Source organism: Neobacillus sp. Fa239 (assembly GCF_055395235.1).
Map to the genome: position 1 here is coordinate 5,548,871 of NZ_AP041611.1, position 20,073 is coordinate 5,568,943.

At 40.7% G+C, this 20,073-nt stretch carries 20 protein-coding genes; all 20 read left to right on the forward strand.

Features of this window, described 5'->3' with window-relative positions; translation table 11 throughout:
- Nucleotides 1-78: 78 nt before the first annotated feature.
- Nucleotides 79-264 carry a small, acid-soluble spore protein, alpha/beta type gene (locus tag ACZ5XR_RS27420; RefSeq protein WP_464499574.1) on the forward strand — a complete coding sequence of 62 codons (186 nt, stop codon included), beginning with the start codon at nt 79-81 and terminating at the stop codon, nt 262-264.
- Nucleotides 265-603: 339 nt separating this feature from the next.
- The gene (ispE, locus tag ACZ5XR_RS27425) at nt 604-1,473 is read left to right on the forward strand and encodes a 4-(cytidine 5'-diphospho)-2-C-methyl-D-erythritol kinase (protein WP_464499575.1); all 870 of its coding nucleotides are present in this window, start codon (nt 604-606) and stop codon (nt 1,471-1,473) included.
- 54 nt (nt 1,474-1,527) lie between these two features.
- Complete coding sequence (gene purR / locus ACZ5XR_RS27430; protein WP_464499576.1) at nt 1,528-2,352, forward strand: pur operon repressor; 825 nt, start codon at nt 1,528-1,530, stop codon at nt 2,350-2,352.
- Nucleotides 2,353-2,364: 12 nt separating this feature from the next.
- The gene (ridA, locus tag ACZ5XR_RS27435) at nt 2,365-2,739 is read left to right on the forward strand and encodes a 2-iminobutanoate/2-iminopropanoate deaminase (protein WP_464499577.1); all 375 of its coding nucleotides are present in this window, start codon (nt 2,365-2,367) and stop codon (nt 2,737-2,739) included.
- Between the two features lie 202 nt (nt 2,740-2,941).
- Nucleotides 2,942-3,232 carry a septation regulator SpoVG gene (gene spoVG / locus ACZ5XR_RS27440; RefSeq protein ID WP_003347151.1) on the forward strand — a complete coding sequence of 97 codons (291 nt, stop codon included), beginning with the start codon at nt 2,942-2,944 and terminating at the stop codon, nt 3,230-3,232.
- 185 nt (nt 3,233-3,417) lie between these two features.
- The gene (gene glmU / locus ACZ5XR_RS27445) at nt 3,418-4,791 is read left to right on the forward strand and encodes a bifunctional UDP-N-acetylglucosamine diphosphorylase/glucosamine-1-phosphate N-acetyltransferase GlmU (RefSeq protein ID WP_464499578.1); all 1,374 of its coding nucleotides are present in this window, start codon (nt 3,418-3,420) and stop codon (nt 4,789-4,791) included.
- A gap of 24 nt (nt 4,792-4,815) precedes the next feature.
- On the forward strand, nt 4,816-5,772 hold the full coding sequence (locus ACZ5XR_RS27450) for a ribose-phosphate diphosphokinase (RefSeq protein WP_464499579.1): 957 nt from the start codon (nt 4,816-4,818) through the stop codon (nt 5,770-5,772).
- An 89-nt stretch (nt 5,773-5,861) separates the two neighbouring features.
- Nucleotides 5,862-6,497 carry a 50S ribosomal protein L25/general stress protein Ctc gene (locus ACZ5XR_RS27455; RefSeq protein WP_464499580.1) on the forward strand — a complete coding sequence of 212 codons (636 nt, stop codon included), beginning with the start codon at nt 5,862-5,864 and terminating at the stop codon, nt 6,495-6,497.
- A gap of 122 nt (nt 6,498-6,619) precedes the next feature.
- Entirely contained in the window at nt 6,620-7,180 is a 561-nt protein-coding gene (gene pth, locus ACZ5XR_RS27460) for an aminoacyl-tRNA hydrolase (protein WP_464499581.1), read from the forward strand.
- Between the two features lie 148 nt (nt 7,181-7,328).
- Nucleotides 7,329-7,559 (forward strand): anti-sigma-F factor Fin family protein, encoded by a 231-nt coding sequence (locus tag ACZ5XR_RS27465; RefSeq protein WP_464499582.1) that lies wholly within the window; start codon nt 7,329-7,331, stop codon nt 7,557-7,559.
- Between the two features lie 95 nt (nt 7,560-7,654).
- Complete coding sequence (mfd, locus tag ACZ5XR_RS27470; protein ID WP_464499583.1) at nt 7,655-11,191, forward strand: transcription-repair coupling factor; 3,537 nt, start codon at nt 7,655-7,657, stop codon at nt 11,189-11,191.
- Between the two features lie 177 nt (nt 11,192-11,368).
- On the forward strand, nt 11,369-11,905 hold the full coding sequence (gene spoVT / locus ACZ5XR_RS27475; protein WP_464499584.1) for a stage V sporulation protein T: 537 nt from the start codon (nt 11,369-11,371) through the stop codon (nt 11,903-11,905).
- Between the two features lie 87 nt (nt 11,906-11,992).
- Nucleotides 11,993-13,594 (forward strand): putative polysaccharide biosynthesis protein, encoded by a 1,602-nt coding sequence (locus tag ACZ5XR_RS27480; protein ID WP_464499585.1) that lies wholly within the window; start codon nt 11,993-11,995, stop codon nt 13,592-13,594.
- Nucleotides 13,595-13,599: 5 nt separating this feature from the next.
- A complete protein-coding gene (gene yabN / locus ACZ5XR_RS27485) occupies nt 13,600-15,066 on the forward strand; it encodes a bifunctional methyltransferase/pyrophosphohydrolase YabN (protein ID WP_464499586.1) in 1,467 nt (488 codons plus the stop codon).
- Between the two features lie 15 nt (nt 15,067-15,081).
- On the forward strand, nt 15,082-15,348 hold the full coding sequence (locus ACZ5XR_RS27490) for an RNA-binding S4 domain-containing protein (RefSeq protein WP_464499587.1): 267 nt from the start codon (nt 15,082-15,084) through the stop codon (nt 15,346-15,348).
- A gap of 74 nt (nt 15,349-15,422) precedes the next feature.
- Entirely contained in the window at nt 15,423-15,725 is a 303-nt protein-coding gene (gene yabP / locus ACZ5XR_RS27495; RefSeq protein ID WP_464499588.1) for a sporulation protein YabP, read from the forward strand.
- On the forward strand, nt 15,722-16,354 hold the full coding sequence (gene yabQ, locus ACZ5XR_RS27500) for a spore cortex biosynthesis protein YabQ (RefSeq protein WP_464499589.1): 633 nt from the start codon (nt 15,722-15,724) through the stop codon (nt 16,352-16,354). The genes yabP and yabQ overlap by 4 nt, the downstream gene beginning before the upstream one ends.
- A 12-nt stretch (nt 16,355-16,366) precedes the next feature.
- Entirely contained in the window at nt 16,367-16,762 is a 396-nt protein-coding gene (locus tag ACZ5XR_RS27505) for an FtsB family cell division protein (protein ID WP_464499590.1), read from the forward strand.
- Between the two features lie 83 nt (nt 16,763-16,845).
- Complete coding sequence (locus ACZ5XR_RS27510) at nt 16,846-17,283, forward strand: S1 domain-containing RNA-binding protein (protein WP_464499591.1); 438 nt, start codon at nt 16,846-16,848, stop codon at nt 17,281-17,283.
- 275 nt (nt 17,284-17,558) lie between these two features.
- Nucleotides 17,559-20,033 carry a stage II sporulation protein E gene (gene spoIIE, locus ACZ5XR_RS27515; protein ID WP_464499592.1) on the forward strand — a complete coding sequence of 825 codons (2,475 nt, stop codon included), beginning with the start codon at nt 17,559-17,561 and terminating at the stop codon, nt 20,031-20,033.
- The last annotated feature ends 40 nt before the right edge of the window (nt 20,034-20,073 follow it).

The following is a 20,073-nucleotide window of genomic DNA, read 5'->3' on the forward strand; positions in this document are numbered from 1 at the left end:
TCATTTATACTGACATAAATAATCTTGCGTTTTTTTTACATACTAATAATGCCGTAAGTGAAGAAAGGGGTTGTTTAGATGGGCAGAAGAAGAGGTGTCATGTCCGACCGTTTTAAAGAAGAGCTTGCAAAAGAGCTTGGTTTTTACGATGTCGTTCAAAAAGAGGGCTGGGGCGGCATACGCGCCAAAGATGCTGGAAATATGGTCAAGCGGGCCATTGAACTTGCAGAGCAACAGCTGGCAGGTAAACCTCCTAGTCATTAACTTCACAACTTCTTAATTTAAACAAATCATTCACTACGGTAAGGCCGGGGGCAGCAGCCCTTGGCCTTTATTTATTTGGCTGTATTAAACTTGGTTTTTGATTGAAACGAAGGGTATCGCTTTCCGCGGAGAGGTCCAGAAGCCTCCACGTCGCTTCGCTCCAATCAACAGTTGTAAAAAATCAATTTTCGCTTTTAACACAGCCATTTTTCGAAATAACATTAATTTGTTAAACATTTTCTAATCGGATTGGCCTATCTGACGTCTTACTTTTATTATTTTGTGGTAAAATAGGACAAAATGTGCAATTGTGGAATTTTTAAAAGTAGGTGGACGAGCGTGAAGCTTTTAGTAAAGGCACCGGCCAAAATTAATTTGTCATTAGATGTTTTGCACAAACGGCCTGATGGATACCATGAGGTTGAAATGATTATGACGACAATTGATTTGGCCGATCGTGTCGAATTAACTTTATTACATCAAGACCATATACATATACTTTCTCAAAACCGCTATGTTCCGGATGATCAGCGTAATTTAGCCTATCAGGCAGCACAGCTCTTAAAGGACCGTTTTCAAGTGAAAAAGGGAGTCGTGATCTCGATTGAAAAGGCAATTCCCGTTGCGGCTGGTCTAGCCGGTGGAAGCAGTGATGCAGCCGCTACCCTTAGAGGTTTAAACAAGCTATGGAATCTGGGTTTATCCCTGGATGAATTAGCAGAGCTAGGTTCGGAAATTGGCTCAGATGTATCGTTTTGTGTATATGGAGGAACAGCACTGGCAAAAGGAAGAGGCGAATTCATTACCCAGCTTCCTGCTCCGCCGACCTGCTGGGTCATTCTTGCCAAACCCTTTATTGGCGTTTCTACAGCTGAAGTGTATCGGCGTCTTGATATCAATGGAATGAAGCATCCGGATATTCAGACAATGATGGATGCCATTAAAGAAAATAATTACCAAAAGGTGTGCAGCCATGTAGGAAACGTTTTAGAGGAAGTCACGCTGAATCTTCATCCTGAGGTAGCGCAAATCAAAGAACAAATGAAGCGCTTTGGAGCAGATGCCGTATTGATGAGCGGCAGTGGGCCAACCGTTTTTGGCCTTGTCCAGCATGATTCAAGAATGCATCGTATCTATAATGGTCTAAGAGGGTTTTGCGATCAGGTCTTTGCTGTGAGAATGCTGGGGGAGCGGCATCTTCTTGATTAATTGCGTACATTAATGATATATTCGAATTAGAATATTCGCCTTTGGGGGGTCGTTATGAAGTTTCGCCGCAGTGAACGTTTAATAGATATGACAAACTATTTACTAGATCATCCCAGGCAGCTCGTGCCGCTCACTTTTTTTGCGAATCGTTATGAATCGGCTAAATCATCGATCAGTGAAGATTTGGCCATCGTAAAAGAAACATTTGAACAACAGGGAGTTGGAACCCTTCAAACGGTTCCAGGAGCCGCAGGCGGTGTCAAATTTCTGGTGAAAATTAGTGAGGAGAAAGCTAGGCCGTTTGTACACGAGCTATGTGATTTAATTGCAACCCCTGACCGGCTTTTACCTGGGGGCTATTTATACTTAACAGACATTTTAGGGAATCCCTCCATTGTTCAAAAGGCAGGGAGAATCATTGCCTCAGCCTATGCTGAAACGAAAATTGATATTGTCATGACCGTTGCCACAAAAGGAATCCCTCTTGCTTACGCCGTAGCCAGCCAATTAAATGTGCCGGTCGTCATTGTAAGGAGAGACAGCAAAGTTACAGAGGGACCAACTGTAAGTATTAATTATGTTTCAGGCTCAGCGAAGCGAATTCAAACGATGGTTCTATCGAAACGGAGTCTTGCACATGGGTCACGGGTATTGATTGTCGATGATTTTATGAAGGCAGGCGGTACGGTCAATGGGATGATCAGTCTGTTGGAGGAATTTGAGGCACAAGTGGCAGGAATCGCTGTTTTGGTGGAGTCGGAAAGAATCGAGGAACGCCTTGTTGATGAGTATTTATCACTTGTGCAATTATCCGATGTGAATGTTAAGGAAAAAACGATTAATGTCAAAGAAGGAAACTATTTTTTAAAAGATCATTAGGAGGCATCCACAATGAAAACGGTACAAACCAATCAAGCACCAGCGGCCATCGGGCCATATTCACAAGGAATTATTGTGAATAATCTATTCTATAGTTCCGGACAAATTCCCTTAACTGCAGAAGGAGTTTTAGTGGATGGGGATATTAAGGAACAGACCCATCAAGTTTTTAGAAATCTACATGCCGTTTTGACTGAAGCGGGTGCTTCATTTGAAACCGTTGTGAAAGCAACAGTCTTTATTAAAAATATGGATGAATTTGCATTGGTCAATGAGGTATATGGGGAATATTTCTCCTCTCACAAACCTGCCCGTTCGTGCGTTGAAGTAGCCCGTTTGCCAAAAGATGTGTTAGTCGAAATTGAAGTCGTTGCACTCGTAAAATAATTTTACGGGTGTTTTTTTGTCGATTTTAATACTGTTTCAACAGTATTAATGTCAATAAATGGTATGAAATTTCCGTTTTTTACAAATGTTCACTTTTTTGCCCTAATTATTCTAAAAAATTTTAAAATTTAAGAAGGAAAACCGAAATCTCTGTTGAATTTATTTAACTAGCTTTTTATCTAGAAGAAAAGGGTGTGAGCACATGGAAGTAACAGACGTAAGATTACGCCGCGTTAATACTGACGGACGCATGAGGGCAATCGCTTCAATCACTTTAGATAATGAATTTGTCGTTCATGATATCCGCGTTATTGACGGAAATAACGGTTTATTTGTGGCAATGCCAAGTAAACGTACTCCAGATGGAGAATTTCGTGATATTGCGCATCCAATCAATTCCGGAACACGCGGTAAAATTCAGGAAGCTGTTTTAGCAGAGTACCACCGTCTAGGTGAACTGGAAGTGGAATTTGAAGAAGCCGGAGCTTCCTAAGAATCTTAAACAACTGGGGCCTTTCTTCTATGTAAGGCTCTTTTTTATTTTTTTTCCCCGCCAAAAACGCTTCAAAAACTTACTCCTAATTGCCTCTGAAACAAACTTCTCGTTCCTTCCTTGAAATGCTCATCTTTTTACGTTAATATTTTTAATGGATAAAAAGGTAAATTGGAGGCATGAACATGCTTAATCGCTATGCTGTGATTTTAGCTGCAGGGCAAGGTACGCGGATGAAATCAAAGCTTTATAAAGTATTACACCCTGTTTGCGGGAAACCGATGGTTCAACATGTTGTTGATCAAATAAATAAGCTTGATATACAAGAAACTGTCACCATAATTGGCCACGGGGCAGAAAAAGTGAAAGCACAATTAGGGGACAGCATCCGCTATGCTCTGCAGGAACAGCAGCTTGGAACAGCACATGCTGTCATTCAGGCAGAGGACATGCTTGCGGGAAAACAAGGAATAACCATTGTGGTTTGCGGGGATACTCCGTTAATCAAAGCAGAAACAATGGAGGCCCTTTTTAAACATCATGAAGAATTATCGGCTAAAGCTACCGTCCTCACGGCAAGAGTGGAGGACCCTGCAGGATATGGCCGGATTATTCGAAATGAAAATGGGCTGGTTGAAAAAATTGTTGAACATAAAGATGCATCAGAAGCTGAACGAGGCATTAAGGAAATCAATACAGGAACTTATTGTTTCGATAATTATGCCTTATTTGAAGCTTTAACAAATGTATCTAATGATAATGTTCAAGGAGAGTATTATTTACCGGATGTCATTGAAATATTGAGGAAACAAGGTCAAATTGTCACCGCTTACCAAACGGACGAATTTGAAGAAACGATCGGTGTCAATGACCGGGTGGCTTTGGCTGAAGCAGAACGAATCATGAAGTTGCGGACGAATGAATTCCATATGCGTAATGGAGTAACCATTATTGATCCTGCAAATACTTACATTGAATCAGATGTAAAAATTGGACAGGACACAGTCATCTATCCGGGTACAATGATTAAGGGAGACACTGTGATCGGCACAGATTGCCAAATAGGCCCGAACACAGAAATTGATAGCTGCGAGATTGGAAATGAAACAGTGGTTCGTCAATCTGCTGCCTTTAGGAGTTCGATTGGTTCCCATGTAAACATCGGTCCTTTTGCTCATATTCGACCTGATTCAGCGATCAGTGATGATGTGAAAATTGGAAATTTCGTTGAAATTAAAAAAGCTGTTTTCGGAAAGGGAAGTAAAGCCTCCCATCTCAGCTATATTGGAGATGCCGAGGTTGGCAGTGATGTAAATATCGGCTGCGGTTCGATTACGGTTAATTATGACGGCAAAAATAAATTTTTAACCAAAATTGAAGACGACGTCTTCATCGGTTGTAATTCAAATCTTGTTGCGCCTGTCACGGTCGGAAAAGGAGCATATGTTGCTGCCGGTTCCACGATTACGAAAAATGTACCGGGGGAAGCGTTAGCGATTGCTCGAGCAAAGCAAGAGAATAAGGAAAATTATGTTAAAAGGCTTAATCTTAAGAAATAAGCGATAAAATTGGAGGCCCCATTCATGTCAAATCAATATTTAGACCCAAATTTAAAGGTATTCAGTTTAAATTCAAATGTTTCCCTTGCGAAGGAAATTGCGAAAGTTATCGGTGTTGAACTCGGAAAAAGCTCTGTAACAAGATTTAGCGACGGTGAAATCCAAATCAATATTGAAGAAAGTATTCGCGGATGTGACGTGTACGTTATTCAATCAACAAGTGCTCCCGTTAACGAAAATATTATGGAATTGTTAATCATGATTGATGCATTAAAACGTGCTTCAGCCAAAACGATTAACATTGTTATGCCGTATTACGGGTATGCCCGCCAAGACCGTAAAGCCCGTGCTCGTGAGCCTATTACCGCAAAGCTTGTAGCAAATTTGCTTGAAACGGCTGGTGCGACACGCGTCATCTGTCTTGACTTGCATGCACCGCAAATTCAGGGCTTCTTTGATATTCCAATTGACCATCTTATGGGTGTTCCAATTTTGGCTGAATACTTTAAGAATAAAGAATTAAACGGGGATATTGTCATTGTATCTCCAGACCATGGCGGGGTTACACGTGCAAGAAAAATGGCTGAGCGCTTAAAAGCACCGATCGCCATCATCGATAAACGCCGACCTAGACCAAATGTGGCGGAAGTCATGAACATTGTCGGAAACATTGAAGGAAAAGTAGCCATTTTAATCGATGATATCATCGATACGGCAGGAACGATTACACTGGCAGCTAACGCATTAGTAGAGAATGGGGCTTCTGAAGTTTATGCCTGCTGTACACATCCGGTATTATCCGGCCCGGCCATTGATCGCATTCAAAACTCAAAAATTAAGGAATTGGTCGTAACGAATTCCATTGAGCTTTCCGAAGAGAAAAAGACTGAGAAAATTATTCATCTATCAGTTGCTCCATTAATCGGAGAAGCCATTATTCGCGTTCATGAAGAGCAATCGGTCAGCACGCTTTTTGATTAATTTTGTCCGCTTTCATGTTTAGACCTTCCTGTTTTAGGGCAATTTCTATATAGATAGCTATTGAACTATATTAGGAAGGTGACAAATCCATGAGTCCTGTTTTACAAGCAAAGGAACGAAAAGAATTACGTCATTCGGCATTAAAGCAAATAAGAGACAACGGAAATATCCCAGCCGTTATATATGGTGCGAAGGTTGAAAGTAAGCCGGTTTTTGTCAGTTCGGCTGATTTAACTAAAACGATTCGCCAAGTGGGGAGAAATGGCGTGATTTCTCTTGATGTCGATGGCAATAAACATGATGTGGTTCTAACAGATTATCAAGAGGATTTCATCAAAAAAGAAATCATTCATGTTGATTTTCTGGCGGTTGATAAAGCTTCAAAAATAAATGTAAACGTAAGATTAGTCCTTACTGGTGATGCGCAAGGTGTGAAGGATGGCGGTGTCCTGCAGCAGCCTGTTCATGAACTCTCCATCACTTCGACACCAGCGGAAATTCCGCAGCAGATTGAAGTGGATGTCACAAACTTGCAGGTGGGCGAAACCGTCACCATTGCCGATATCCTTTACCAAGGGTCATTTACCATTAATCATGAAGCAGACGAGGTTGTGGCGTCTATTCTTCCTCCAAAACAGGAAGAGGAGATTAATGCCGGAGAACAGCAGGATGGCGGTCACCCTGATCAAGAAGAGGGTAGAGAAACAACTCCTATTGGAGACTAGAAAATAGAGGATGACTTCAAGAGTCATCCTCTTTTACAGTTTTGTATTCCTTACAAAAAGGGAGAGAAAGAATGTTCTGGAAACTTTTTAAAAGGAAGCCTAAGCAGGGTGAGGTGGAGAAAATGAAATTAATTGTTGGCTTGGGAAACCCGGGAAAACAATATGAGCAGACGAGACATAATATTGGGTTTGAGGTCATTGAGGAGCTGTCTAGAGGGTTTAATATTCCGCTTAATCAATCCAAACATAAAGGGCTGTATGGAATGGGTTTTTATAAAGGGGAAAAGATCCTGCTCTTAAAGCCGCTTACCTATATGAATTTATCCGGTGAATCGATTCGGGCTGTCATGGATTATTATGATATCGCCCTCGAGGATTTTCTAGTAATTTATGATGATCTTGATTTGCCGGTGGGAAAAATCAGACTCCGTCAAAAAGGAAGTCCGGGCGGGCATAATGGGATTAAGTCCACTGTCGCTCATCTAGGTACGCAGCAATTTAACAGAATCCGCATTGGAATAGACCGTCCCGAAAGCGGAATGAGTGTTCCTGATTATGTTCTGGGGCGCTTTCGTAAAGAGGAACAAGATGAGATCCTGGATGCAGTCAAAAAAAGTGCGGGGGCCTGCCAGGCATGGTTGGAGAAGCCTTTTTTGCAGGTTATGAATGAATTTAATCAGTAAGTGTTATTGTTTCGGTGTTTCTATCATACACTATTGCTATCTAAACCTAAGGTGAACCGAACAACATAGTGGTAAATTGAATGACATGAATAAGTTCCTTCTAGCAGGTAAATACTATTAAAGAATTGTATACTAGGGAGGGACAGGCGTGGCCATCCATTATCATTGTCGGCATTGCGGGACAAATATAGGTTCAATTGAAAATACATCGATTCACAGTGAAACACTTGGGCTTCATAAATTAACCAATCTGGAAAGACAAGAAATGGTTGCGTACGATCCGTCGGGAAATATCCATATCACTTCCATTTGTGAGGATTGTCAGGAAGCCTTAGAACGAAACCCGGAATATCATCAATACGATTTCCTAATCCATTAATGCGAGCTTTGGATGTTCTCCAAAGCGTTTTTCTGTTTTTATTATTCGAAACAAATTGAATTCTATAAAATTATTTATGGAGAGGAGGAAAAGGGTTGAACAATTTGAAAACGCTCTTTCTTCAGCAGGAAGACATACGCTCCGTGATCTCTGGAATGGAAGAAGGGCTGAAGGAACAGCTTATTGCGGGATTGTCAGGGTCATCAAGGACCGTTTTTGCCGCGTCAATCTATGAGCAAATGAAGCGTCCGATCCTTTTTGTCACACATAATCTATTACAAGCACAAAAGCTCTATGATGATATTGTTAATCTACTAGGGGAGAATGAAGTCTTTCTTTTTCCGGCAAATGAATTAATCGCAGCAGAAATGAGCATTGCCAGTCCGGAGTTAAAAGCGCAAAGGATTGAAGCCTTAAACCACTGGAGTAAAAATAACCGTGGTATTTTAATCGTGCCTATTTCGGGTTTAAGAAAAATGATTCCGCCCAAAGCTTTGTGGAAGAATTATCAGCTTTCTCTTAAGTTAGGAGAAGAAATAGATGTTGATCATCTATTAACGACCTTTGTCAAAATGGGCTATGCCCGTGCGGAAATGGTTTCTACCCCTGGTGAATTTAGTGTAAGAGGGGGAATCATTGATATTTATCCCCTTACCGAGGCAAATCCGCTTCGAATTGAATTGTTTGACACTGAAATTGATTCAATACGCTACTTCTCCCTTGAAGATCAGCGTTCCAAGGAAAAAATTACGGAGGTGTTCATTGGCCCGGCAACAGAAATCCTTCTTGAAGCAGAGGATTATAGCCGTATTATTGGAAGGCTTGAAGAGGGGCTTGCCAAAAGCTTAAAGAAATTAAAGGATGATAAAGCGAAACTGCAGCTCTCCCAAAATATTAGTTATGAATTAGAACAGCTTAAAAATGGCCAAAAACCGGACCAAGTCTTTAAATACCTGTCATTTGCCTACGAAAAAGCTAGTAGTTTACTAGACTATCTGCCCCAAAACGGAATGGTGTTTATTGACGAAATCAGCCGTGTTCAAGAGATGAACGAATCGCTTTTGAAGGAGGAAGCAGAATGGTACACCTCCCTGCTTAGCGAAGGCCAAATGATTCATGATGTTCCAATTTCTCCTGACTTGCACGGACTACTGCAAAGAAGGAATTTTCCGATCCTTTATTTGTCTTTATTCCTTCGTCATGTAGCCAATACAAGTCCGCAAAACATTATTAATATCTCCTGTAAGCAAATGCAGAATTTCCATGGACAAATGCATTTGTTAAAAACGGAGGTTGAAAGATGGAAAAAAGGCAACTTTTCCATTCTGGTTTTAGGACCTGACACAGAACGTGTAAAAAAACTGGAACGGGTCCTCGAGGATTATGAAATTGAGGCATCAATTTTAGGAGAAAACCAGCCGCTTATGCCAGGTAAAGTGCAAATCATGAGAGGGAATCTGCAAACAGGTTTTGAACTTTCCATTCAAAGAATCGCTGTCATCACGGAAGAGGAGTTATTTAATAAGAGAGTCAAGAAGTCTGCTAATCGACAAAAACTATCGAATGCAGAAAGAATAAAGAGTTATTCTGAACTGCGGGCTGGCGATTATGTTGTCCATGTTAATCATGGGATCGGTAAATATTTAGGAATTGAAACACTTGTGATCAATGGCATTCATAAAGATTATCTACATATCCGCTATCAAGGGACAGATAAGCTTTATGTCCCAGTCGAGCAAATTGACTTAGTACAGAAATATGTCGGCTCAGAAGGTAAGGAGCCCAAAATTTATAAATTGGGCGGTACTGACTGGAAAAAGGTTAAAAAGAAGGTTCAATCGTCCGTACAGGATATTGCCGATGATTTAATTAAGCTTTATGCGGAGCGGGAAGCGGCCGTCGGTTATGCCTTTGCTCCTGATGGTGATATGCAAAGGGAATTTGAGACGGCTTTTGCCTACCAGGAAACGGAAGACCAGCTGCGTTCTATCCATGAAATTAAAAAGGATATGGAAAAGGCCCGCCCAATGGATCGATTGCTTTGTGGCGATGTTGGTTATGGGAAGACAGAGGTGGCCATCCGGGCGGCTTTTAAAGCGATCGCTGACGGCAAACAGGTAGCTTTCCTCGTACCGACAACGATTTTAGCCCAGCAGCATTATGAAACATTGCGGGAGCGTTTTCAGGATTATCCGATTAATATCGGTTTATTAAGCCGGTTCCGTTCCAAAAAGGAACAAACGGAGACGATTAAGGGGTTAAAGGCAGGAACGGTTGATATCGCCGTTGGAACCCATCGCTTACTTTCAAAGGATGTCATCTATCGCGATTTAGGATTGTTAATTATTGACGAAGAGCAACGATTTGGAGTTACTCATAAAGAAAAGATTAAAAGGTTAAAAACGAATGTGGATGTCTTGACCTTAACCGCAACACCAATTCCACGAACGCTGCACATGTCCATGCTCGGTGTACGGGATCTATCGGTGATTGAAACACCGCCTGAGAACCGTTTTCCTGTCCAAACCTATGTGATGGAATACAATGGTTCGCTTGTCAGGGAAGCCATTGAACGGGAACTGGCCCGAGACGGACAAGTATACTTTCTATATAACAGAGTGGAAGACATTGAAAGGAAAGCAGAGGAAATTTCCATGCTTGTCCCGGATGCAAAGGTAACATTCGCTCATGGACAGATGACCGAAAATGAGCTGGAGTCGGTGATGTTAAGCTTTTTATCAGGAGAAGCGGATGTTCTTGTCAGCACAACGATTATTGAAACAGGGGTCGATATCCCGAATGTGAACACCTTGATCGTCTTTGATGCTGATCGTATGGGACTTTCACAGCTCTATCAGCTTCGGGGACGTGTAGGCAGGTCCAATCGCGTGGCTTACGCTTATTTTACCCATCGAAAAGATAAAGTGCTGACGGAAGTAGCTGAAAAGCGTCTGCAAGCCATTAAGGAGTTTACCGAGCTTGGTTCAGGCTTCAAAATAGCTATGCGCGACTTATCCATTCGCGGCGCTGGAAATCTATTAGGCGCTCAGCAGCACGGGTTTATTGATTCTGTCGGTTTCGATTTATATTCGCAAATGTTAAAAGAGGCTATTGAGGAGAAAAGAGGCGGCATTTCAGCTGAAAATAGAAAAACGATCGAAATTGACCTCGACATTGATGCCTATATTCCAGATGTCTATATTAAAGACGGTCATCAAAAGATTGAGATGTACAAACGATTTAGAGGAATCGAAGCTTTAGAGGATATTGAAGAGCTGCAGGATGAAATGGTTGACCGTTTCGGTGAGTATCCAGAAGAAGTAGCCTACCTATTCCAAATTGCTGAAATGAAGGTTTACGCCCTCCTAAATGGTGTAGACCAAATCAAACAGGTTAAACAGGAAGTAACGATTTATGTGAATGAGACGGTCAGCAATGAAATTGATGGACATAAAATTTTTCAAATCAGCAGTAAGTTTGGCAGGATGATTAATCCCGGGATGGAAGGGAAACGGCTGAAATTGGTCCTGCAATTGAAAGGTATTGAAACGGCCAAATGGCTGAACGCGGCTTTTGAAATGATTAAAGGACTTCAGTTTGCGAAAAAAGGTGAAGAAAATCCCGTCAAATAAATCCCCATTTTTTTCAAAATGAATTTCTATATTTTTCTCGAATATGAAAAAATATTATGAAAGTGTATAGAACTTTCCAGATGAAAGATACTAAGTTCAAAGTTGGTGATGATTCCTAATAAAGGGGTATCATTACCAAGTTAGTAAAATCATCAGATGAAAGTGAGGCAACATTGGATGAAAGCAACTGGAATAGTTCGTCGAATCGATGATTTGGGTCGTGTTGTCATTCCGAAAGAAATTCGCAGAACATTAAGAATTCGCGAAGGAGATCCATTAGAAATCTTTGTGGATCGAGACGGAGAAGTCATCTTAAAAAAATATTCGCCCATCAGTGAATTAGGTGACTTTGCCAAAGAATATGCTGAAGCCCTTTTCGACAGCCTCGGAAATCCTGTACTAATTTGTGATAGAGATGCATATATAGCTGTTGCTGGCGGTTCTAAGAAGGATTATTTAAATAAAAATATTAGTGATTTAGTTGAAAAAACAATGGAAGATCGCAATTCAGTACTTATGACTCAGCAGGGTGAAGTAGCCTTGTCTGAGGGAATTGATGAAACAATCTCTGCTTATACCATTGGACCCATTATTGCAAATGGCGATCCAATTGGAGCTGTTATTATTTTTTCTAAAGAAGGTACACTTGGTGAAGTAGAACAGAAAGCGGTTGAAACCGCAGCGGGTTTCCTTGCGAGACAAATGGAGCAATAATTATACCAATTAATAAAAGAGACAGCGTATGCTGTCTTTTTTAGTGCTATAATACACTCGAGTTTGTTTTTGGAGGAAGTGTGGCTCGTGTATCAATCTAAGGCTCTTTTCCGTGGGGCTTTCATTTTAACTATTGCGGCACTCATTACCAAAATATTAAGTGCCTTTTACCGCATCCCCTATCAAAATATCGTTGGCGATGTCGGGTTCTATATTTACCAACAGGTTTATCCGTTTTACGCCATTGCGGTAGTATTGGCAACAACCGGCTTTCCAGTTGTGATCTCAAAACTGTATGCCGAACAGAATGAAACCGGAGACAAGGAAAAGAAACAAAGCCTTTTGCTGTGGTCGTTTATATTTTTACAAATCTTTGGTTTTCTTTTTTTTCTTATTCTTTATGCAGGTTCGGGACAAATTGCCCAATGGATGCATGACACTAAACTGGCCATTCTATTAAGGGTTGTCTCCATAGTCTTTCTTTTGTTTCCTGCCGTTTCTGTCATGAGAGGCTATTATCAGGGAATAGGGAACATGGTTCCGACCGCCATATCGCAAGTGGGTGAGCAATCCATTCGTGTGTTGACGATTGTTATCATGGCCTATCTTTTTACCAGAAAGGGTTATTCGTTATACCTTGTGGGCGGGGGAGCGATGTTTGGCTCCATCACCGGAAGTATTGTTTCAGCATTAATCTTGTTTACCTTTTTATGGATGGGTAAAGAATGGAAAAGAGAGAGCGGATTTAAATTTCGTTTTATCGATGCAAAATGGATTTTAAAGGCATTGATTTTTCAAGGGCTGACGATTTGTGTAAGCGGTATGCTGCTGATTTTTATTCAAATGGCCGATTCGCTGAATCTCTATTCCCTGCTCATTGCAAAAGGAGTTAATCAGGATATGGCCAAAAGCTTAAAAGGCATATTCGACCGCGGGCAGCCACTGATCCAATTGGGTACCGTTGCGGCCACCTCGATGTCCTTATCCCTCGTTCCTCTTATTTCAAGTGGAAGACTGAAGGAGAGTGCAGAATTCCTTCAGGAAAAGATCCGTGTCGCCATGAGAATCAGTCTTGTCATCGGTGCAGGAGCCTCTGCAGGATTATGTGCGATAATACGCCCAACCAATACGATGCTTTTTGAAAATGGATTTGGATCCGCTGTTTTAGGGGTGCTGAGTTTTGTCATTTTGTTCACCTCGATTATTTCAACACTCGTTGCTATTTTGCAGGGCTTGGGCTTTCTTTTGTTTCCGGCATTCGTAATCCTCACCGCATTTCCCGTTAAGTTCGGCTTAAATCTTCTCTTAGTTCCGCTTTTAGGAACGATGGGTGCAGCGGTCGCAACCATTATTACTTTATTTATTATTAGTCTCCTTCTTATATGGAAATGTAAAAAGGAAATGAACTTTTCTCTATTTACCGTTCGATTTTTAACGGTCGTTTTAACAGCAACAGTAGTCATGATTATCGTTTTAAAAGGATATGATGTACTTACCGCCGGCTTCTTTCATGTGGTCCATCCTGCTCGACTTCGGGCCGCACTGCAGGCGTTACCGGCCGTATTATTAGGTGGTGTCCTATTTCTATTCATTGTTATTCGCGGGAAGGTGTTTAGGTTAGAGGAACTGGCATTATTTCCATTTGGCAGTAAATTAATCTGGTTATTGCCTAGGAAGGATAGGGGGTAAAGCGTATGAGTAAAAAAATTGAAATTTTGGGTTTGGGAGCGGGAGATTTAGAACAGCTGCCATTGGGCGTTTATAAAAAGCTCCTGGGGAATGAAATTGTTTATCTGCGTACGAAGGAGCATCCAGTTGTTGCAGAGCTGGAAAAGGAAGGGTTTTGTTATACATCCTTTGATGCAGTCTATGAAAAGCATGATCAATTTGAGGAAGTATACCAGGAAATTACGAAGACATTATTACATAGTGCTGAAACAAAGAACATTACATATGCGGTGCCAGGCCATCCTCTTGTTGCGGAGCGGACCGTACAGCTTCTGCTGGAAATGGGTCCGAAACAGGGAGTGGAAATCGCCATCGGCGGGGGACAAAGCTTTCTTGATGCCTTGATTCAGGCATTAAAAATTGACCCTATTGACGGCTTTCAATTACTTGATGGGACCTCTTTATTCGCTCATGAACTTCAACTCAGCCAGCATATTTTTATCGGTCAAGTGTACGATCAGTTTGTTGCTTCTAATGTGAAATTAACGTTAATGGAAAAATTGCCCGACGATTACGAAGTCTATGTGGTGACCGCCGCAGGGAGCCGGGATGAGCGTATTGAAAAAATTCCGTTGCATGAGTTAGACCGCAACGTCACGATTAACAACCTGACATCGGTTTATGTTCCCCCTGTAAAGGAGGAAACCGTTTTATGGAAGGATTTCGCAAAGCTGCGCGAAATTATCGCCATCTTAAGGGGACCGAACGGCTGTCCTTGGGATAAGGAACAAACCCACGAATCATTAAAAAAATATTTAATCGAGGAAACGTATGAAGTACTCGAAGCGATTGACCAAGATGATATAGACCATTTAATCGAAGAGCTTGGAGATGTCCTGCTGCAAGTGCTGCTACATGCGCAAATTGGCGAGGATGAAGGATTTTTCTCCATTGATGATGTGATTGAAGGACTATCCGCTAAAATGGTGCGACGGCACCCGCATGTTTTTGGTGACGTCAAGGCGGAAACGGCCGATGCTGTGGTACAAAATTGGCAGGAAATCAAACAACAGGAAAAAGGGAAAACAGCAACTTCCTTGCTTGAAGGAGTACCTAAGTCCCTTCCTAATTTATTAAGGGCTTATGAACTGCAGAAGAAAGCGGCTAAAGTTGGCTTTGATTGGCAGGAAATGGCCCCGGTACTGGCGAAAGTAAAAGAAGAACTCCAAGAATTTGAAAATGAATTAACCGGTACGGGGGAACAATTGATTTTAGCGAAAAGGGAATTCGGCGATTTGCTGTTTGCCTTTGTGAATGTTGCGAGGTTTTTGGATATTCATCCGGAAGAGGCCTTATTTGAAACGAACGAAAAGTTCATTCGCCGCTTTCACTATGTTGAAGAAAAGGTAAAGGAAAGCGGAAAGCCATTTGAAGCTTTTACACTTGAAGAGCTTGACCGTTTTTGGGATGAAGCAAAATTAAAGGGATTATAGAATTGGGGGAAAAATATGCGCTTAGATAAATTTTTAAAGGTTTCAAGATTAATTAAAAGGCGGACGGTTGCCAAAGAGGTTTCTGATCAAGGAAGAATTGAAATCAACGGAAAAGAAGCCAAGGCGAGTTCAACTGTAAAAGTAGGAGATGAACTTACCATTCGGTTAGGACAACGAAGGGTAACAGCGAGAATTGACCGCATCCAGGAGACAACGCGAAAAGATGAAGCTGCCGAAATGTATACCATTATAAAAGAAGAAAAACTCACTTCACAAGAATAGCTTGTTCTATATCCCCTATCCCTCACATAAATATGTACAAAATGGGTTGTACAACTGATTGCGAGGGATGAAGGATGAATCAATTTTATGAAGCAGGTACAACAAAAAGCAATGTTCCCGATCACGATGTCATCATGCGGGGGAGAAAGCTCCTCGATATAACAGGTGTTAAACAGGTCGAAAGCTTTGATAATGAGGAATTTCTACTGGAGACTTCGATGGGGTTTTTAGCCATCAAGGGGCAAAACCTGCAAATGAAAAACCTCGATGTGGAAAAAGGAATTGTATCAATTAAAGGGAAGATTTTTGATTTAGTCTATTTAGATGAACAGCATGGGGAGAAAGCTAAAGGGTTCTTTAGCAAGTTGTTCCGATGACACTCACGACACAATTCTACACCATGCTGTCGATGATAGGAATGGGCGCGCTATTTGGCGTGATGTTTGATACCTATCAGCGATTTTTAAATCGGCCGAAAAGAAATCGGTTCATTGTATTTGTAAATGATGTATTGTTTTGGGCTGTTCAAGCATTGTTGATCTTTTATATATTATTTTTAGTCAATAATGGAGAGATTCGCTTTTATATTTTTATTGCCCTGGTTTGCGGCTTTGCGGCATATCAAAGCTTGCTTAGAAAAGGATATCTCCGCCTGCTGGAATTATTGATAACGGTAGTCATTGCTGTTTTTCAATTTTTGAAAAAGACATTTTTATTGCTCATTTTTAAACCGGTTGTTAGCCTGATCCGACTAACCATTTTTACGATCATCCTTCTTGGCAGGGGCCTATTTACCCTTGTCAAATTTATTTTTAAGGTTCTATTATTTATAGTGAAGATTCTTTATCTGCCATTGAAAAAAATAATGATATTACTTTGGAAACTTTTGCCGAAAAGTCTTAAAAAATACGTCGAGAAGTTATATAATAGAACGGCAGGAATTTTTAAGAATATAAAGAACTTTATTGTTAAATGGTCCAAAAAGTGGAAAAAACCTAAAGGGTAAGGAGGTTATGAGATGGGAGCGGAACGCAAAAGAAATGTAGCAAAAATCCAAACAACATATGTTGAACAACAAGAATTTGCCGAAATTTCATCAGCTAGAAGGAGAACGTTATTGATGAGACGGCTTTCTTTATTTTCAGCTTTTGCGGTCTTCGTGGCTTATTTCATGGTTTCCAGTATTTTATCTCAAGCAAAGATGCTCGATGCAAAAGTTTCACAAAAGAAGCAGCTGGAACAACAATTATCGGATTTAAAAAAACAGCGCGATACATTAAAAGAAAATATTGTCAATTTGAATGATGATACTTACATTGGCAAATTGGCCAGAAAAGAGCTCTTTTTTTCCGATAAAGGTGAAATCATATTTAATATCCCTGATGATAAAAAGGAAAAATCAACCGGTAACTAGTCTTATTGACACTGATTTTTTACTTTCTGTATAATATATAGTAAGTTTGATTTTTTATATTCTTAAGGAGGAACATTCTTTTTATGTCAATTGAAGTAGGCAGCAAGTTACAGGGAAAGGTAACAGGGATTACAAATTTCGGAGCGTTTTTGGAGCTGCCAGATGGATCAACAGGGCTCGTTCACATCAGCGAGGTTGCGGACAATTATGTTAAAGATATCAACGATCATCTAAAAGTAGGCGACCAGGTTGAGGTAAAAGTCATCAATGTTGAGAAAGATGGCAAAATCGGTTTATCCATTAAAAAGGCAAAAGATCGGCCAGAAGCGCAACAAAGATCCCATTCACACTCGAATTCACAACGTCCTCGTCAGGGCAGATCGAACGATCGCAATAATGCTAGACCAGAAAACTTTGAATCAAAAATGGCTAAATTTTTAAAGGATAGCGAAGATCGTTTATCTTCCTTAAAACGCCACACGGAATCAAAGCGTGGAGGAAGAGGAGCTAGACGGGGCTAATTTGCTGCTCATTTTTTTAAAATATAGTTGGCTATTTTATTCATACTATCTTAAAACAAAGACAGGTCATGAGACTTGTCTTTTTTGTATTTATTAAAAAAACTTTCCGTACTACGAATTACGACATTATTCAAGTTTGTTAATATTAATTGGATGAATTTAGTGAAAACCGTCGAACGAAATATTCATTGTTGTTCACTATTTTGACAAACTTTTAACCCTATCAATTTTATAATAGTCGCAACGATTGAAATAATAGGGAGTGAGTATGTTTTATGGAAAAGCCAAGCGCAAGTTTAATAGAGCCGATCGGTGAAGTCAACTTTCAGTCGTCAAAATGGGATTGGGGAAAGGGATTGAAGAAAACCCAAATGTACTTGGAATCCTTTTTTATAAAAAAAGGAATTCTATTATTAATAGTGGGCTTTTTGCTGGGACGAGCCTTAATCATCTCGAAGCTTACACCTTTTAGTCTACCTTTTTTTGCGGCCGTTTTTTTAATAAAACGGGATAAGTCTCCGCTTGCGCTGGTTGGGCTTATTATTGGGGGAGCCACCCTTTCACTGATCAATTCTGCCTTTACCTTTACGGTAGTTGTCCTGTTTTTGATCGTTTTCCGTTTTAGTGAAAACCGGATAAAAACGGGGAGAAGGTCAATCCCTATTTTCGTCGGCGTCATTTTAGCTGTTGGAAAAATGGCGGAATCGTTCATACTAAATGGGCAATTGACTTTATACGATGGGATGATGGCCGGCGTGGAAGCTAGCTTATCCTATATTTTAACATTGATTTTTTTACAAAGCATTCCATTATTAACTGTAAATAAACGCAGACAATTGTTAAAAACAGAGGAAATTGTCGGATTAATCATTATGCTGGCATCTATTATGACCGGTACAATTGGCTGGCATATTTACGATTTGTCGGTTGAACATATTATGTCCAGGTATTTAGTGCTTGTGTTTTCCTTCATTGCCGGAGCGACGATAGGCTCCACAGTTGGTGTGGTGACTGGATTAATATTCAGCCTTGCGAGCGTTTCCAGCTTTAGCAACATGAGTTTGCTAGCCTTCGCAGGCGTATTGAGCGGTCTATTAAAAGAAGGGAAGAAAATAGGAGTCTCGCTCGGCTTGTTTATTGCCACTCTCTTAATTGGTATGTATGGTGAAGGCGGCGGTTCCCTATCACTTACTCTATTAGAATCTGCTGCGGCTATTCTTTTATTTCTACTAACTCCTCAAGCATTTACCTCAAGATTAGCAAAATATATCCCAGGGACACCGGAATATACGGCAGAACAGCAAAAGTATATGCGAAAAATGCGTGATGTGACAGCACAGCGAGTCTCGCAATTTTCAAATGTCTTTCATGCTCTTTCGAAAAGCTTTTCTCAAGTTGATACGGAGCCTGATGAAAATGCTGATATCCGTGAAATGGATTATTTTATGAGCAATGTTACCGAAAGGACATGCCAAACCTGCTTTAAAAAGGAACAATGCTGGGCAAGGAATTTTAGTACAACCTATGAATATATGGAAGAAATTATTCACGAAATGGACCAAAAAGATGGATCAGTATCTCCAAAACTTACGAGAGATTGGGAAAAGCATTGTTCGCGTTCAAAAAAGGTTTTCGACGTAATTGGACAAGAACTCACCTTCTATCAAGCCAACCAAAAATTAAAGAAGCAGGTTCACGAAAGTAGAAAGCTTGTGGCTGAACAATTATTAGGTGTTTCAGAGGTGATGGATAATTTTGCAAAGGAAATCATGCGTGAGCGGGAAAATCATCATAAGCAGGAAGAGCAAATTATGGAATCACTTCAGGAGTTCGGCATTCAAATAGAACAAGTGGAAATCTACAGCCTCGACCAGGGGAATGTGGATATCGAAATGACTGTTCCGTATTGCAATGGGCATGGTGAATGTGAAAAACTAATTGCCCCCATGTTATCCGATATTCTTGGAGAAAACATTGTCGTTAGAAAGGAAGAATGTGGGACCTATTTAAATGGCTGCTGTCATGTGACATTCAGGTCGTCAAAAAAGTTTATCATCGAAACCGGTATCGCGCATGCGGCTAAGGATGGCGGTTTCATTTCAGGCGACAGCTATTCAGAAATCGAACTCGGCTTAGGCAAATACGCAATTGCCATCAGTGACGGAATGGGAAATGGCGAAAGAGCCCATGTTGAAAGTAAAGAGACGCTTAAGCTCCTGCAAAAAATATTACAGTCGGGAATAGACGAAAAAGTTGCGATTAAATCGATTAATTCCATTCTCTCACTGAGAACAACCGATGAAATTTTCTCAACCCTGGACTTGGCCATGATTGACTTACAAAATGCCTCGGCGAAATTTCTTAAGATTGGATCAACCCCTAGCTTTATTAAAAGAGGAAATAAGGTCATGAAAATTCAAGCCAGTAATTTACCAATTGGTATGCTCGAGGAATTCGAAGTGGATGTGGTAAGTGAACAATTAAAGGCCGGCGATTTGCTGATTATGATGAGCGATGGGGTCTTCGAAGGGCCAAAGCATGTTGAGAATTACGAGCAGTGGATGAAACGAAAAATCCAGGAGCTCCAGACAGAGGATCCGCAGGAAATATCGGATTTAATTATGGAAGAAGTGATTCGTTCAAGATCCGGTTATATTGATGACGATATGACAGTGACGGTAGCAAAAATAAAGCATAACACACCAAAGTGGGCGAGTATCCCTGTCCAAAAGTTAAAGAAAAAGGCGTAAATAGTTAATTTGTCCTAACCATCCGTGAATTATGTATATT